This is a genomic window from Marinifilum sp. N1E240, from assembly GCF_009295825.1.
Classification (GTDB): Bacteria; Bacteroidota; Bacteroidia; order Bacteroidales; family Marinifilaceae; genus Marinifilum_A; species Marinifilum_A sediminis.
In genome coordinates this window covers 162,116-177,743 of the sequence record NZ_WHKF01000006.1, presented here as the reverse complement: position 1 = coordinate 177,743, position 15,628 = coordinate 162,116, and the positions used below count along the sequence as shown (strand labels likewise).

The 15,628-nt window shown below is 38.3% G+C and carries 12 protein-coding genes; all 12 read left to right on the top strand.

Going from position 1 to position 15,628, the window contains the following annotated elements; translation table 11 throughout:
• The first annotated feature begins 408 nt into the window (after positions 1-408).
• The 12 genes from GCQ56_RS15380 to GCQ56_RS15325 all read left to right on the top strand — a co-directional run bounded on the left by GCQ56_RS15380 (position 409) and on the right by GCQ56_RS15325 (position 15,619).
• Complete coding sequence (locus tag GCQ56_RS15380) at positions 409-1,623, top strand: PQQ-binding-like beta-propeller repeat protein (protein WP_152735422.1); 1,215 nt, start codon at positions 409-411, stop codon at positions 1,621-1,623.
• 34 nt (positions 1,624-1,657) lie between these two features.
• A complete protein-coding gene (locus tag GCQ56_RS15375; RefSeq protein ID WP_152735421.1) occupies positions 1,658-2,908 on the top strand; it encodes a PQQ-binding-like beta-propeller repeat protein in 1,251 nt (416 codons plus the stop codon).
• Between the two features lie 58 nt (positions 2,909-2,966).
• Positions 2,967-4,394, top strand: coding sequence for a PQQ-binding-like beta-propeller repeat protein (locus tag GCQ56_RS15370; RefSeq protein WP_152735420.1), 1,428 nt, complete (start codon positions 2,967-2,969; stop codon positions 4,392-4,394).
• An 11-nt stretch (positions 4,395-4,405) separates the two neighbouring features.
• Positions 4,406-5,368 (top strand): hypothetical protein, encoded by a 963-nt coding sequence (locus tag GCQ56_RS15365; protein ID WP_152735419.1) that lies wholly within the window; start codon positions 4,406-4,408, stop codon positions 5,366-5,368.
• A gap of 1 nt (position 5,369) precedes the next feature.
• Entirely contained in the window at positions 5,370-5,564 is a 195-nt protein-coding gene (locus GCQ56_RS15360) for a hypothetical protein (protein ID WP_152735418.1), read from the top strand.
• A gap of 34 nt (positions 5,565-5,598) precedes the next feature.
• Entirely contained in the window at positions 5,599-6,159 is a 561-nt protein-coding gene (locus GCQ56_RS15355; protein ID WP_152735417.1) for a ferredoxin, read from the top strand.
• Between the two features lie 3 nt (positions 6,160-6,162).
• Positions 6,163-7,422 carry a 4Fe-4S binding protein gene (locus GCQ56_RS15350; RefSeq protein WP_152735416.1) on the top strand — a complete coding sequence of 420 codons (1,260 nt, stop codon included), beginning with the start codon at positions 6,163-6,165 and terminating at the stop codon, positions 7,420-7,422.
• Between the two features lie 82 nt (positions 7,423-7,504).
• On the top strand, positions 7,505-9,484 hold the full coding sequence (locus GCQ56_RS15345; RefSeq protein ID WP_152735415.1) for a PQQ-binding-like beta-propeller repeat protein: 1,980 nt from the start codon (positions 7,505-7,507) through the stop codon (positions 9,482-9,484).
• Positions 9,485-9,486: 2 nt separating this feature from the next.
• Positions 9,487-11,829, top strand: a complete 2,343-nt coding sequence (locus tag GCQ56_RS15340) for an NAD(P)H-dependent oxidoreductase subunit E (protein WP_152735414.1) — start codon at positions 9,487-9,489, stop codon at positions 11,827-11,829.
• 49 nt (positions 11,830-11,878) lie between these two features.
• Entirely contained in the window at positions 11,879-13,408 is a 1,530-nt protein-coding gene (locus GCQ56_RS15335; protein ID WP_152735413.1) for a 2Fe-2S iron-sulfur cluster-binding protein, read from the top strand.
• 8 nt (positions 13,409-13,416) lie between these two features.
• The gene (locus GCQ56_RS15330) at positions 13,417-14,604 is read left to right on the top strand and encodes a PQQ-binding-like beta-propeller repeat protein (protein WP_193323804.1); all 1,188 of its coding nucleotides are present in this window, start codon (positions 13,417-13,419) and stop codon (positions 14,602-14,604) included.
• Between the two features lie 331 nt (positions 14,605-14,935).
• Positions 14,936-15,619 carry an ABC transporter ATP-binding protein gene (locus GCQ56_RS15325; protein ID WP_152735411.1) on the top strand — a complete coding sequence of 228 codons (684 nt, stop codon included), beginning with the start codon at positions 14,936-14,938 and terminating at the stop codon, positions 15,617-15,619.
• Positions 15,620-15,628 lie beyond the last annotated feature (9 nt).

The window sequence follows — 15,628 nt, the reverse complement described above, 5'->3', positions numbered from 1 at the left end:
TAATTATTGATATGCTTTGTTTTTATCATGGAATTTTACCCTTTGCAGATGCGTTAAAAACTTGTTAAAATAAGTCTTAATTGGCTTGTTTAAGCGATAATATTACTTAATTGCTCATGGTCATTTTATTTGATATTGTAAATAAAATAAGACTTGAGGGTCTTTTAAGTTCGCTTACGTACAGCGGTGTATTGAAATCGTACAAGATTGTTTTGATTCTAAATAAGAAGAGTTGAAGTAGTACTTTGTAAAATAAGGTTTTTGATCTTTTGGTATAAAAGATGTTGCTGAATTTTGTTCGTTTTTATTTAGACCTAAAATAGATTTAGTGAAGAATTGAATAGTATGAATAAATAAAGATGAAATGCCAGTATCTTTAGGTGATTTCAATCAATAAAAAAAAAGAACATGTTACGATACCTTATTTCGTTTGCCCTAATATTAATTGTTACAACAACATTCGCTCAGAATAATTCACAATGGCGTGGTGAAAACAGAGATGGTAAATATCCAGATACTGGATTGTTAAAAAGTTGGCCAGTTGATGGTCCTAAGCTTTTATGGCATTTTGATAATTTAGGAGAAGGACATGCTTCTGCAGCTGTAACCAAAGATGTAGTTTATACATCAGGAACCGAAGGTGACAATGGTTTCATTGTTGCTTTAGATCATACAGGAAATGAATTGTGGAAAAGTGTTTATGGAAAAGAATGGATGGATTCTTATGATGGCGTAAGAACAACACCTATGGTAAACGATGGAATGCTGTATGTATATAGTGGTTATGGAGAATTGGTTGCAATGAACGCTTCTAATGGTGACAAGCTTTGGTCAAAAAACATGCTGGATGAATTCAATGGAGGAAATATCCGTTGGGGAGTGACTGAAAACTTACTTGTCGATGGTGATAAGTTGTTTTGTACACCTGGTGGAGATGAAGCTAGTATGGTTGCATTAAATAAAAAAGATGGAAGTTTGATTTGGAAAGCAAAAGGAAATGGAGACAAGTCAGCCTATTGTTCTCCTGCAATGGTAAAACTACCTAACCGATCACTTTTGGTTACTCATACTCAAAATAACATTATCGGTATTGATGCTGATACCGGTGAGTTCCTATGGAATGTTGATTTCCCAAATAAATATTCAATTCATCCCAATACTCCTATTTATAAAGATGGTATGATCTATTGTTTTACCGGATATGGAAAAGGTGGAGTAATGTTGAATCTTTCTGCAGATGGATCAAGTGTGGCGGAAGTCTGGAGAAATGAAACTTTGGATAACCAAATGGGAGGAGCCATTCTTTTGGATGGTAAAATTTATGGCTCGGGTCATTCAAATCGTCAATGGTTTTGTTTGGATTGGAAAACTGGTGAGCAATTGTTTGCTGCTAAAATGCTGTCAAAAGGAAACGTAATCTACGCTGATGGCATGTTGTATTGTTATGGAGATAGTGGCGAAATTGCATTGGTTGATGTTAGCGAAGATTCATTTAATAAGGTAAGCTCTTTTAGAGTACCGTACGGACAAAAGCAGCATTGGGCACATCTTGTAATTCACAACAAGCGCCTGTATGTTCGTCATGGAAATTCTTTAATGATATATTCATTAAAAGCTAATTAGAACACTACATAAATCTATAATAAGCCCTAATCTTATGAAACGTATTTTAATTCTTGGAGCATTAGCTATTTTAATCCTAAGTCAATGTACTTTGAAACCTGAAACAAGCGATTGGCGCGGACCAAATCGTAGCGGAATATATCAGGAAACTGGATTGTTGAAGCAATGGCCAGCAGATGGTCCAAAAATGTTATGGCATTTGGATAGTATTCCTGTCGGATATTCTTCAGTAGCAGTTGCGCACAATACAATTTACTTTACCGGATTAAAGGATTCAATGGATATTTTAATTGCCTTGGATCTAAATGGTAAGGAAAAATGGCAAATTCCTTATGGTAGAGGTTGGGATGGTACTTTTACCGATAGTCGCGCAACACCAACTATTGAAGATGATAGAATCTACTTATCAAGTGGTAAAGGCGATTTGGCTTGTATTAATGCGCATACTGGTGAAATAACTTGGAAAGTAAAAGCTAGTGATCTATTTGAAGGTGAATTTGGTCGTTGGGGATTATCTGAATCTTTATTGCTTTGGAAAGATTTGGTGTATTTTACTCCTTGTGGAGAGAAGACAACTATGGTTGCACTTAATAAAATGACTGGTGAAACGGTTTGGAAATCAAAAAGCATAAATGATAAACCTGGTTATGTTTCTCCTTTGTTAATTAACCAAAATGGTAAGGAGCAAATCGTAACAGTTACCGAAACCAATATCATAGGTGTAAATCCATCTGATGGAAACATTGACTGGCAATTCGATTACGGAAAATATGCTGGCGGCAAATGGAAAGCAAATATCAATACCAATACTCCTTTGTATAAGGATGGTAAGATATATGTAACTAACGGATACGATCACAAATCTGTAATGTTAGACTTAAACGAAGATGCATCAGGAGTTGAATTGGCGTATGTTGATTCCTTATTGGACGTTCATCATGGAGGTGCTGTTTTGGTCGATAGTTACATCTATGGAGCCAACTGGGAACACAATCGTATGGGACGTTGGTGCTGTTTGGATTGGAATACCGGTGAGAAAATGTTCGAAACCGAATGGGAGAATAAAGGTTCTATTATCTCAGCAGAAGGGATGTTGTATTGCTACGATGAAAAAGATGGAAACATTGCTTTGGTAAAGGCAAATCCTAAAGAATTTAAAGTGATTAGCGAATTTAAAGTTCCTTACGGAAAAGGTCCGCATTGGTCACATTTAGTAATTAAAGATGGAGTGATGTATGTTCGTCATGAAGATGTTTTAATGGCTTATTCTATAAAAGAATCATAAATTATTTTTCAGACCTGACAGGTTTCTGATACCCGTCAGGTTTATTACGATAAAGTATATGCTGTCGAAAAGAAGCGAAAAAGGTTTAATCCTCTTATCTATTGTTATTGCAATAGTTCTGTTTGTGTATTGGTTGGCTTACAATCCTGTTAAAGATATGCATGCAAGTGTTCCGGGTTTGGATAACAGACCTAAGGAGAGTGCATCAAGTGGAGGAAAAGTGGTCATTGGGGAAGGTTTCGATTTTTTCAAAGAATTTACTTCTGATTTAAAAGGAAAATGGACACAGTTTCGAGGAGCTAAATCTGATAATATCTCTGAGGATCAAAATAAATTGATCAATTCCTGGGGAGAAGGACCGAAAATTGACTGGCAGGTTGATTTGGGAGAAGGACATGCAGCGCCTGTTGTATATAATGGTAAGGTATATGTATTAGATTACGATGAGGTGAAAAAAGCAGATGCTTTGCGTTGTTTCTCATTGGAAACAGGAGAGGAATTGTGGAGAAGATGGTATCGTGTTCGCATTAAACGTAACCACGGAATATCGAGAACTGTTCCTGCCATTAACGACAAGTATTTAATTACCATGGGACCTCGCTGTCATGTGATGTGTATCGACCCAAATACAGGTGATTTTCTTTGGGGAATCGATTTGGTAAAAGAATACATGTCCGAAATACCTTTTTGGTATACAGGTCAATGTCCGATTATTGTCGATAATGTTGCCATTTTGGCTCCAGGAGGAAAATCTTTGATGATAGGAGTGGATTGTGCCACAGGTAAAGTGCTGTGGGAAACACCAAATCCAGACAATTGGAAAATGTCACACTCTTCTATCATGCCAATGACTTTGGATGGTAAAAAGATGTGGGTTTATGCTGCAGTTGGTGGAATTGTTGGAGTTTCAGCAGAAGGTGATGATTTGGGACAAATTCTATGGAAGACAAAAGATTTTGCTCCTTCGGTAGTGGCTCCTTCACCTGTTGTTTTCGAGAATGGTAAAGTATTCATGACCGCTGGATATGGTGCAGGATCAATATTACTTCAGGTGAAAAAATCAGGAGATAGCTATACTGTGGAAACTTTACAGAAATTTAAACCAAAAGATGGTGTTGCATCCGAGCAGCAAACTCCTGTGGTTTATAAGGATCGCATGTTTTCAATTTTACCAAAGGATGCCGGCGGAGTACGAAATCGATTTGTCTGTGTTGATCCGAATGATTGTACAAATATTCTTTGGACAAGCGGAACAAGTGAACGATTTGGATTGGGTCCATATGTAATTGCTGATGATAAGTTTTTCATCCTTAAAGATGATGGAACAATGACTATTGCAAGAGCTTCAACTAAGGAATTTGAATTACTGGATAAAACTAAAATATTGGATGGACATGATGCATGGGGACCTTTGGTGATTACTGATGGTAGATTGTTAATGAGAGATTCCAAACACATGCTTTGTATTGATATAAGAGCCAATTAAAATATAAACAGATGAAAAACAAGCTTGTATTGTGGTTGTCGGTTGTTCTTTTAGTGATTTTAATCGCCGTTATGGCAAAGGATCTCTTTGTTGATACGCAAAATTCACAGAAGAATGTCTATGAATACGATTTGGCGGAATTGAAAAAGATAAATCCCGAACTAATAAGTCATAAAGAGACAAAGCAAATTAGATTGAGTGCCGAAGGTGTTCATGGAATTGCGATCGATCAAAATGATCAAATTTATATCAGTACAGATAAGAATGTGTTTGTATATAGCTCTGATGGGAAACAGATCAATGCCTTAAAATTAAGAGAAAGTGCCCGTTGCCTTACGATTACCGAAGATGGAAATATTGCAGTAGGCATGAGAAACAGAGTTGATATTCGCAAACCTGATGGCAGTTTAAAAAATAGCTTTTTGGTAGCTGGTGATAGGACTTTCATTACATCAATAGCCATTCAGGGGGAGAATATATTCATTGCTGATGCAGGACAAAAAATCATTCATCATTACGATATGGATGGAAATAAGCTTAAAGAGATTGGTGAACAAGATAAGGAAGCAGGAATAAAGGGATTTGTGATCCCAAGTCCATATTTCGATGTACTAATTGGCAGACAAGGAGAATTGTGGGCAGTGAATCCGGGCAGACATGCATTTGAAGCCTACAATACTAATGGAGATCAAATATCATCTTGGAACAGAACATCTATGAGTGTTGATGGTTTTAGTGGCTGTTGTAATCCTTCCAATATCGCCATGCTTTCCGATGGTTCATTTGTGACTGTAGAGAAGGGAATTGAAAGAGTGAAAATTCATCTTCCTTCCGGCGATTTTAAATCGGTTGTTGCCGCTCCCGATCTGTTCGAGGAAAAAACTGTAGGTATTGATTTGGCTGTTGATTCAGAGGACAGAATCTATGTTTTGGATCCAGTGAAGAAAATGATAAGAGTATTTGAAGCAAAATAAAATGGATAGAAGAGATTTTTTAAGAAATGGAATGAGAAGTCTGATTCTTGGAGGACTTGCGGTGATGAGTGGTGTTTTTATTTATAGAAACAACACAACCGAAGAGACTTGCACTTTTAAAAATATGTGCAAAGATTGCAAGAGTTTGGAAGGATGTACTTTGCCAGAAGGCATAAAGTACAAACAAGACCAATAACTTTTTTAGACTATTTAATAAGGATTGGTAATCGATGAAAAAAGACAGAAGAGAATTCATAAATACTTGTTTTCGATTTGCAGCAGGAGCCAGCATCGTGGGAGTTGCGGGAGTTTTGGTTAACAAAAGCGCAAAAGGGGATTTCTTTTGGCAGTTAGATCCAACTAAATGCACTCAATGTGGACGTTGTGCAACAAGTTGTGTGGTAACGCCATCGGCAGTCAAATGTATTCATGTGTATGATATGTGTGGATATTGCGATTTATGTGGAGGATATTTCAGACCAAATGTGAAGGATTTGTCTACAGGAGCAGAAAATCAGCTTTGCCCAACAGGTGCTATAAAGAGAACTTATGTTGAGGATCCTTATTTTAAGTATGATATCATTGATGAATTGTGTATTGGCTGTGGCAAATGTGTGAAAGGTTGCGGTGCATTTGGAAATGGTTCTCTGCAATTACAGATCAGTCATGATCTGTGTGTGAATTGCAATCAATGTGCCATTGCACAAGATTGTCCATCCGATGCATTTAAAAGAGTTCCTATTGAAGAAGCTTACCAGTTTACAGGCTTCAAAACCAACAAAAAGATTTAAGAAATGAAGAAAAGCCTTGCCTTTATCTCATTATTGATATTACTACTAATGGATCTTGTTGCTTTTGCTCAAACGCAACGATTTCCTAAACCTGAGTTTGAATCAGGATATACACAGCCAGTAACCTCAATGCCAGCACCAAGAGATGGATTGTTTGTCTATCTTGATGTAATTGTTTTAATCGCATCATTGAGTTTAATTACCTGGTTCATTTTAAAGAAAAGATCACGAACAGGAGTGGTAGCCATTTCTTTGTTTTCGATTCTGTATTTTGGTTTCTTCAGAGAAGGATGCGTTTGTTCTGTAGGATCGGTTCAAAATGTTGTACTCGCACTTTTTAATCCCGGCTATCACATCCCTTTATCGGCATTGGCATTTTTTGTGATTCCTTTGGTTTTTACATTATTCTTTGGTCGAACTTTCTGTGCAGGTGTTTGTCCCTTGGGAGCCATTCAGGATGTCTTTTTGTTAAGACCTGTGAGTTTGAAGAAATGGTTACAGAAAGTGTTGGGACTCATTCCATATATTTATTTGGGATTATCCGTTCTATACGCAGCTACCGCCACCGATTTCATCATCTGCAGATACGATCCATTTGTTGGTATATTCCGATTCAATGCAACATTTTTCATGTTTGCCATTGGTGCTGCCTTCCTATTGATTAGCATTTTTATAGCACGTCCATATTGTAGATTTCTTTGTCCTTACGGCGTGATTTTAAATCTCGTCAGCCGAGTATCCAAAAATCATTTGACAATAACACCTGCAAGTTGTATTCAATGTAAGTTATGTGATAATTCATGTCCTTTAGATGCGATCAACAAGCCTGTTGAAGTGAAACAAATGGAGGATAAACGTTCTGCAACTCGAAGATTTATTCTTTTAAGCCTAATTGTTCCCGCTTTGATGATTATTGGAGGATGGACTGTTTCAAATTTCCATGAGAACCTGGCTATGGTAAACACAAAAGTTCGCTTGGCGGATGAAATGTTGCATTTCGATCCTCAAACTATGACAGAAACATTGGAGATAGAAGGCTTTAGAACATCTGGTCAAACGGTGAATGAATTGTATCTGGAAGCTGCGGATATTATGAAGCAGTTCTATTATGGCTCTTGGATTTTGGGAGCTTTTATAGGTTTGGTATTCGGCTTAGCTTTAGCAGGATTATCAACTTATCGCTATCGTGAAGATTATACACCAGACAAAGGAGATTGTGTGAGCTGTGCCAGGTGCTTGAAATATTGTCCAGTCGAGAAATAAAAGATGACCTGACAGCGTTTTAAAAACCTGGCAGTGTCTTTAAATATACTTTGAGAATCCTTTGTGGTTAAATAATTACAATATGAGTAACAAATTCAAAATAAGAAAAATCAACCTATCCTTATGGAGAAACATAGCCATTGTGGCTGGAACATTTTCTTTCATCATTTGCATGTTGGTTTTGGTAAATTACATTCAAATCAATCGTATTGATCCGGTCAATACAGAATTGATCAATTCTTTGGTTCAACGATTAGAGGAGAATCCAAGTGATACTCAATTAAGAGAACAAATTCGGGAGATGGATTTATTGGTACGTAAAGCATATTTTACCAATCAATGGCAAGTGAAAGCCGGAGGATATTTGTTGCTATTAGGAGTAATTGTTACTGCTATTGCATTGCAAATGTTTTATGCTGGAAAACAAAAATTACCAGAGGTTACTGAGAAAGAAGAAGAGAATATTGTTCTTTTCAGAGAAAAAGCCCGCAAATGGATTGTCGTAGGTGGATTTGTTTTGGTTGGCATTACCTTGCTTTTTGCATTTTTAACTCATAAAGAACTGGGAAATAAATTTACAGAAGCTGCTTTAATGGCTGATTCTAATCCTACGCAGGTCGAAGATGCTGAAAATCATATTCAAGATATAGCCAGGAAATCAGAAGGAATAGAAGAACACTCCGAAGGAGAGCTTGAGGAAGTACAAGGAACGGAAGATCATCCCGAAGGAGTGCTTGAGGAAGCACAAGGAGTGGAAGATCATCCCGAAGGAGAGCTTGAGGAAGCACAAGGAGCGGTAGATCACTCCGAAGGAATGCTTGAGGAAGCACAAGGAACGGTAGATCACTCTGAAGGAACAGATAATAAAATAGAAAAAACTCCTAAATCTACAATGGCAGACTATCCTACCAAGGAGATGATGGAAAACTTCCCATCATTCAGAGGTCCTGGAGGTAATGGAATCGGATATCAAACCAATATCCCAACCGATTGGGATGGAGCAAGCAATAAAAATGTATTGTGGAAAGTGCCTGTTCCTATTCATGCCTACAATTCTCCGGTAATTTGGGGAGATAAGTTGTTTTTATCTGGTGCCAATGCTTCTCAAAGAGAAGTGTATTGCTACGATAGAAATAATGGTAAATTAGCATGGACAGCTAAGGTTGAGGGAATTGCTGGTTCTCCTGCAAAATCACCTGAAGTAACGCCGGATACTGGACATGCTGCATCTACAGTTACTACCGATGGAAAATCTGTATTTGCCATTTTCGCTAATGGCGATATCGTTGCTTTAGACTTTGCAGGAAAAAAGAAATGGGCAAAGAACTTAGGTGTTCCTAGTAATCATTATGGTCATTCTTCATCCTTATTGGTATTTGAAGACAAGCTGATTGTTCAGTTCGATCACAAAAAGGCTGCAAAAGTAATGGCACTTTCGATAGCTAATGGAGATGAAGTATGGAGCACAAAGAGAAAGGTTAGAGTTTCATGGGCATCACCTGTAATAGTTCAAAATGGAGGAAATGTTGAAGTGATACTGGCTGCGGATCCTTCTGTTGCTTCTTACGATGTTCAGACAGGTAAGGAGTTATGGAGTTTGGATTGCATTACAGGTGAAGTTGGTCCTTCTATAGCCTATGATAATGGAATTGTTTATGCTTTGAATGAATACGCTAGTTTGGTTGCTATCAAACCGGGTACAAATCCGGAAGTGCTTTGGGAAGCATATGATTATTTATCGGATGTACCAAGCCCAATTGCTTATGAAGGAAATCTGTTTATTGTGACCAGTTATGGAGCTGTAGTTTGCTACGATGCTAAGTCTGGTGAAATTCGCTGGGAACAGGAGTTTGATAATGGCTTTTATGCTTCGCCAATTTTGGTGGATGAGAAAATATATCTGCTTGACAGGGAAGGTGTAATGCACATTTTTAAAGCAGACAAAGAATATGTTGAGATTGGTGCACCTGCACTGGGAGAGAAATCGGATATGTCACCGGCTTTTGCTGACGGGAAAATTTATATCCGTGGAGAGAAGAACCTTTATTGCATAGGGAAATAATTATGGAGAAGATACGTGAGATAGTCAATGATATTGTTGCAGAAAAAGGAGGTGATCCGGATAAGGTAATACCCATTTTGCAAGCCATTCAGGGAAAATTTAACTATTTACCCGAAGATGCATTAAAGCAAGTTTGTGATTTAACGGAAATTACCGAAGCTCAGATTACCGGAATCTCTACTTTTTATTCTCAATTCCGTCATCAGCCAGTAGGAGAGCACATTGTAAGAGTATGTGTTGGAACTGCTTGTCATGTGAAAGGAGCCAAGCAGGTTTATGACAGTTTTCGTCGTGAATTGAAGATTGCAGAAGGAACCGATACCGATTCGGAAAAGCAATTTACAGTTGAAGAAGTAGCATGTCTGGGATGTTGTACGCTTGCACCAGTTGTTCAAATTGATGATGTTACCTATGGGCATGTTGAAACAGGAAAGGTAGCAGAGATTCTTGAAGATTTTAAGAATTTGGCGCCAAGCGAAGAAAAACAAGTTCGTGAAGTAACAGAAGAAGGAATCTCGCAAGGGGAGATTCGAATTGGTTTAGGATCCTGCTGTATTGCCAGTGGAAGTTCAGGCGTAAAGGAAGAGCTGGAAAGAACTTTGGCTGATAATCAAATTAAAGTAGATGTAAAACAAGTTGGTTGTGTAGGTGTTTGTAATCAGGTTCCAATGTTGGAGATCCATAAAAATGGGGAAGAGGCAGCCTTTTATACCAAAATCAATGCGAATGAGGTAAGTGATATTATAGAAAAACACTTTCGCTCCGAAAATTGGATGAGTCGATTCAAAAATCGATTCTATAATTATGCGGAGAATCTTACTTTTTCGGATATTCCAAAGAGTACAAATCGATACAATGCTAACGAAGAACATACACCAATAGCCGAGTTCCTTAAAGGTCAGGTGAATATTGCAACAGAATACCGAGGTGAAATCAAACCTTCGGATTTTGAAGAGTATAAAGACAAAAATGGTTTTGAAGCTTTTACTAAATGTCTGAAGGAGATGTCTCAGGGTGAGATTATAGCCCAAATTGAAGAAAGTGGACTGAAAGGTAGAGGTGGAGCAGGTTTTCCATCATTCATCAAGTGGAATATGGTGAAAAATGCTCAAGCAGATCAGAAATACATCATCTGTAATGGCGATGAGGGAGATCCGGGAGCTTTTATGGACAGAATGTTATTGGAATCCTATCCATTCCGCGTAATTGAAGGAATTCTGATTGCGGCATATGCAGTTGGTGCAACAGAAGGACGATTGTACATACGTGCAGAATATCCTTTGGCGGTAAAACGCATTAAAGAAGGATTAGAAATCTGTAAAAGGGAAGGTTGGATTGGTAAGAATATCATGAATTCAGGCTTTTCTTTTGATTTGAAAGTTTTTGAGGGTGCAGGAGCCTTTGTATGTGGAGAGGAAACAGCATTAATTGCTTCAATAGAAGGAAAAAGAGGAATTCCTGTTTTGCGACCACCATATCCTGCAGAGAAAGGTTTATGGGGCAAGCCAACTCTAATCAACAATACGGAAACGCTTTCCTTAGTTCCCTACATTATTCGTAATGGAGCGGAAAGTTTCAAGAAAATTGGGACGGAAAACAGCAAAGGAACCAAAGTATTTGCCTTGGCAGGAAAGATCAATCGTGGTGGATTGATTGAAGTGCCAATGGGAATTACTATTCGTCAAATTGTAGAAGAGATTGGCGGTGGAATTGCCAACGGAAAGAAATTTAAAGCTGTACAAATTGGTGGTCCTTCAGGAGGATGTATTCCTGCTGAACTATCTGATACCGCAATTGATTTTGATTCCCTGAAAGAAGTCGGCGCCATGATGGGATCCGGTGGATTGATTGTTTTAGATGAATCGGATTGTATGGTTGATATCGCTCATTATTTCTTATCATTTACACAGGAGGAATCCTGTGGGAGATGTACTTTCTGTAGAATCGGAACACAAAGAATGCTAGAGATCCTTGATAAGATTAAGGCAGGCAAAGGAAAATTGAGCGATTTGGATTTATTGGAACAATTGGCACTTAATACTAAAAAAGGTAGTATGTGTGCTTTAGGAGGAACAGCGCCAAATCCAGTTCTATCCACCTTAAAGTATTTCCGACACGAATATGAAGCCCACATTAAAGGCGAATGCCCGTCTGGAAAGTGTGAACATTTAATTCGCTACGAAATAAACGACGATTGTACTGGTTGTACCAAATGTGCACAGCGTTGTCCGGTAGATGCAATTGAAGCAAAACCTTACGAATTGCACAAAGTGGATAATGAATTGTGTATTAAATGTGATATCTGTAAGCAGATTTGTCCGGTTGATGCAGTAGAAATAAAATAGATGAATAGCCATGTAGCATTAGCTCGTGGTATTTGAAATAGAACGAAAAATGCCAACAATTAAAATAGACAATCAAGCCATTAGCATTCCGGAAGGAACAAGCATTCTAAATGCTGCACATTCTGTTGGGATTGAGATTCCAAGCATGTGTTACTTGGAGGGATGCAGCAATCATCCAACCTGTATGGTTTGCATGGTGAAGAATAATGCCAATCAGCAAATGATACCATCTTGTGCAACAAAAGTAGTTGATGGGATGGATTTGGCGAGTGAGGATTCAGAGGTGAAGGAAGCCCGAAAGGAAGCGATTGAGTTGCTAATGAGTGATCATGTTGGAGATTGCGAAGCACCTTGTCGCGTGGCTTGTCCTGCCTATATGGATATTCCGAAAATGAATCGTTTAATTGCTGATGAACAATTTGAGGAGGCATTGAAGATTGTAAAAGAGGAAATCGCCTTTCCCGGGATATTAGGATATGTATGTTCTGCTCCTTGCGAGAAAGTTTGTAGAAGAAAAGATGTGGATCAGCCCATTTCCATTTGTTTGTTAAAACGTTTTTCCGAAGAGGAAACCCATAGATATCTGCCAGAGAAAAAACAGGCAAGTGGAAAGAAAGTAGCAATTGTTGGTGGAGGAGCATCTGGATTATCTGCAGCCTATCATTTATTATTAAAGGGGCACGAATGCGAATTGTTTGAGGCACTTGATGGTGTAGGAGGTATGTTATTGGCATCAGTTATAAAGGGTGAGTTGCCAACCGACGTAATAGTTAGGGAGGTTAACAGTTTGGATCAACTTGGTTTGGTAACGAATAATAGCAATGAAATCTCAAAAGAACAATTTGATTCTTTAAAACAAAAGTTCGATGCGGTAATTCTTGCCAATGGAAAAGATGGAGAAACATTTGGTTTAGAGACAGGAAAGACTGGACTTAAGGTGGATGCAGAGACCTATGCCACATCAGATTCGAAAGTATTTGCCTGTGGAAGTGTAATCAGAACTCAGAAGATGGCTGTGAAAGCTGTGGCTATGGGAAAAGAAGCTGCCTGGTCGGTTGATCATTACTTAAACAATGGAGAAGGAAAAGCTACAAAACGTTTATTCAATTCGCGTTTTGGAACATTGCGAAAGGATGAATTGGAAGAATATCTGAAAGAATCCGTTGAGGGAGAAAGAGTAGAAGCCAAATCATCAAAAGGATTTACAAAGGAAGAAGCTATTGCGGAAGCCAAACGTTGTTTGCATTGCGATTGCCGAAAGCTTGATAATTGTAAATTGAGAGATTGTGCGGAAGTTTATCAAATAGATAGAAGAAGGTTTGCTTTTGGAGAACGAAACTCGGTGGTGAAGCATTTTAATCATGAATCGGTAATTTATGAACCTGAAAAGTGTATTAAATGCGGTTTGTGCATAGAAATTGCGGCAAAACATGGTGAGAAAACAGGTTTGACCAATATTGGTCGCGGATTTACGGTGAAAGTGGCGGTGCCGTTCGATCAGGAATTAACCGAGGCTTTAACTGTAGCGGCAAAAGAATGTGCGGTGGCTTGTCCGACAGGTGCGATAGCGCTGCACTAGAATTACGAATGAATAATTACGAATTAGGAATGGAAAAAATCTCACATCTCATATCTCACATTTCATATCTTTTTAATAAAGAATTGAGAGTGATTCTACTTGTGGTACTGTTTATTGGAACTATAAGTTTACAAGCACAAAGCCAAAACAAAAACAATTGGCTATCCTTTCGGGGGAATTCAAGCTTGAAAGGAACGACCAGTGCTATTGTGCCTAAAGCACCTCAATTGCTTTGGTCCTACAAAACGGGAGATGCAATTAAATCATCACCCATTATCAGTAATGGAAATATTTTTGTTGGATCGAATGATGGATATCTATACGCATTGAGCAAATCAGGTGAACTGAAATGGAAATTCAATGCCAAAACATCGGTGGAGGCTTCCCCTTTATATCTGGATGGAAATGTTTATTTCGGATCGTTGGAAGGAATTTTCTTTTGTTTGAATGCCAGTACTGGAGAGGTGAAATGGAAATACACAACGGAAGGACAGATATCAGGATCGGCAACCTGGTTTTACGATAAGGCGAGCAAACAAAAGAAGATTCTGTTCGGATCCTATGATTTCAAAATGTATTGTTTGGATGCCAAATCAGGGAAATTGCAATGGACTTATGAATCGGACAATTATATTAATGGTGCAGCATCCTGCAATGGAGAAATAGCTGTGTTTGGCGGATGTGATGGTTTTCTACATCAGGTGAATGTAAAAACCGGAAAGTCGAAAAACAAACTGGATATTCAAACCTATATTGCTTCTTCGGTGGCATTGGATGGAAACCAAGCCTATTTTGGTAACCACGATGGTGAATTTTATCGTGTTGATTATATCCAAAACAAAGTGGATTGGAAAAAGGAAGGTGCGATATCCTATTTGGGATCGCCTGCCATATCCGATAAGGAAATAATTATTGGAGCGGAAAACCGACAAGTGTATTGTTTCGATAAAAAGAGTGGAAATATCAAATGGCAATTTAAAACCAGAAATAAAATAGAAGCCTCGCCAGTGATTGCTGCTAACGCCGTAGTTATGGGATCGGGAGATGGAAGAATTTACCTTTTGAACAAGGAGAATGGTCAGAAAATCTGGTCATACGAGATAGGAAGAGCCATTGTAGGAACCCCTGCCGTGGTGGAGGGTATGATTGTGGTAACAGCTATGGATGGAAGTATTTATGCTTTTGGTGAGAAGTAAAAACCTTCTGAAAGCCCCGCGCAGGCTAGGTCACTTAGGCTATGGGAGGGTAATTTTGGCTATGGAAGATCATACTTAGGCTATGGACGGGTAAAAAACACGAAGGAAGCTGAAAATTAAGCTATGGAGAGCCCACTTTAGGCTATGGGAAGGAAGATCAGACGATAGAAGACTTGATTTTTGCGCAGGGAGCCTTTCGGAATCGAATGGGCTAATAAATAGTGAAGAAAGCTCGTTTTCTCATTTTATCGGCAGATATGAGCTGTAGAACGAAAAAATGTGATAAACAGAGGGAATATTAATAATTTAAGCATTCCTAAAGAATTGATATATGATTGTAGAACTAGATAAAATATCGAAATATTATCAGCACGCCGGTTCTGGTGAGAAAAGAACGGTTTTAGATGAATTGTCGCTTACCATTAAGTCTGGCGATTCGGTTGCTATTGTAGGTCCCTCTGGATCGGGTAAAAGTACATTGTTGAACCTGATTAGTTCTTTGGATCATGCTAGTTCCGGTAGCATTTTACATGATAGTGATGAAATCAAAAATCTAAAAGAGAAAGAGCTGTCTCAGTTTCGAAACAGGAATTTAGGTTTTGTTTTTCAATCGCATCATTTGTTGCCACAGTTGAGTTTGATTGAGAATGTATTGGTTCCGTTAATCCCTGAAAAGGATAAGAAAATGCGAAAGGATGCAGAGGAGAGAGCTCAGCAATTGATCGATTTTGTTGGCTTAAAAGATCAAAAGTATCAATTGCCCGGACAACTATCGGGCGGAGAATGCCAAAGAGCTGCAGTTGTAAGAGCTTTGATTCATGAGCCAGGATTATTGCTGGCAGACGAGCCAACAGGATCTTTGGATAAAAAATCTGCCGATCAGTTGGGTGATTTATTGGTATCAATCAACGAAAAACAGAAGGTTACTCTTGTTGTTGTAACCCACTCAATAGAATTGGCAAAAAAGATGAAAAAAATATACAAGCTTGATAACGGTAAATTGTTTGAAATATAAATAAAACCC

Excerpts from the sequence above, each read along its gene's own strand:
- GCQ56_RS15345 (WP_152735415.1), top strand. The coding sequence starts at position 7,505 with ATGAGTAACAAATTCAAAATAAGAAAAATCAACCTATCCTTATGGAGA.
- GCQ56_RS15360 (WP_152735418.1), top strand. The coding sequence starts at position 5,370 with ATGGATAGAAGAGATTTTTTAAGAAATGGAATGAGAAGTCTGATTCTT.
- GCQ56_RS15330 (WP_193323804.1), top strand. The coding sequence starts at position 13,417 with ATGAATAATTACGAATTAGGAATGGAAAAAATCTCACATCTCATATCT.
- GCQ56_RS15355 (WP_152735417.1), top strand. The coding sequence starts at position 5,599 with ATGAAAAAAGACAGAAGAGAATTCATAAATACTTGTTTTCGATTTGCA.
- GCQ56_RS15375 (WP_152735421.1), top strand. The coding sequence starts at position 1,658 with ATGAAACGTATTTTAATTCTTGGAGCATTAGCTATTTTAATCCTAAGT.
- GCQ56_RS15365 (WP_152735419.1), top strand. The coding sequence starts at position 4,406 with ATGAAAAACAAGCTTGTATTGTGGTTGTCGGTTGTTCTTTTAGTGATT.
- GCQ56_RS15325 (WP_152735411.1), top strand. The coding sequence starts at position 14,936 with ATGATTGTAGAACTAGATAAAATATCGAAATATTATCAGCACGCCGGT.
- GCQ56_RS15340 (WP_152735414.1), top strand. The coding sequence starts at position 9,487 with ATGGAGAAGATACGTGAGATAGTCAATGATATTGTTGCAGAAAAAGGA.
- GCQ56_RS15380 (WP_152735422.1), top strand. The coding sequence starts at position 409 with ATGTTACGATACCTTATTTCGTTTGCCCTAATATTAATTGTTACAACA.
- GCQ56_RS15370 (WP_152735420.1), top strand. The coding sequence starts at position 2,967 with ATGCTGTCGAAAAGAAGCGAAAAAGGTTTAATCCTCTTATCTATTGTT.
- GCQ56_RS15335 (WP_152735413.1), top strand. The coding sequence starts at position 11,879 with ATGCCAACAATTAAAATAGACAATCAAGCCATTAGCATTCCGGAAGGA.
- GCQ56_RS15350 (WP_152735416.1), top strand. The coding sequence starts at position 6,163 with ATGAAGAAAAGCCTTGCCTTTATCTCATTATTGATATTACTACTAATG.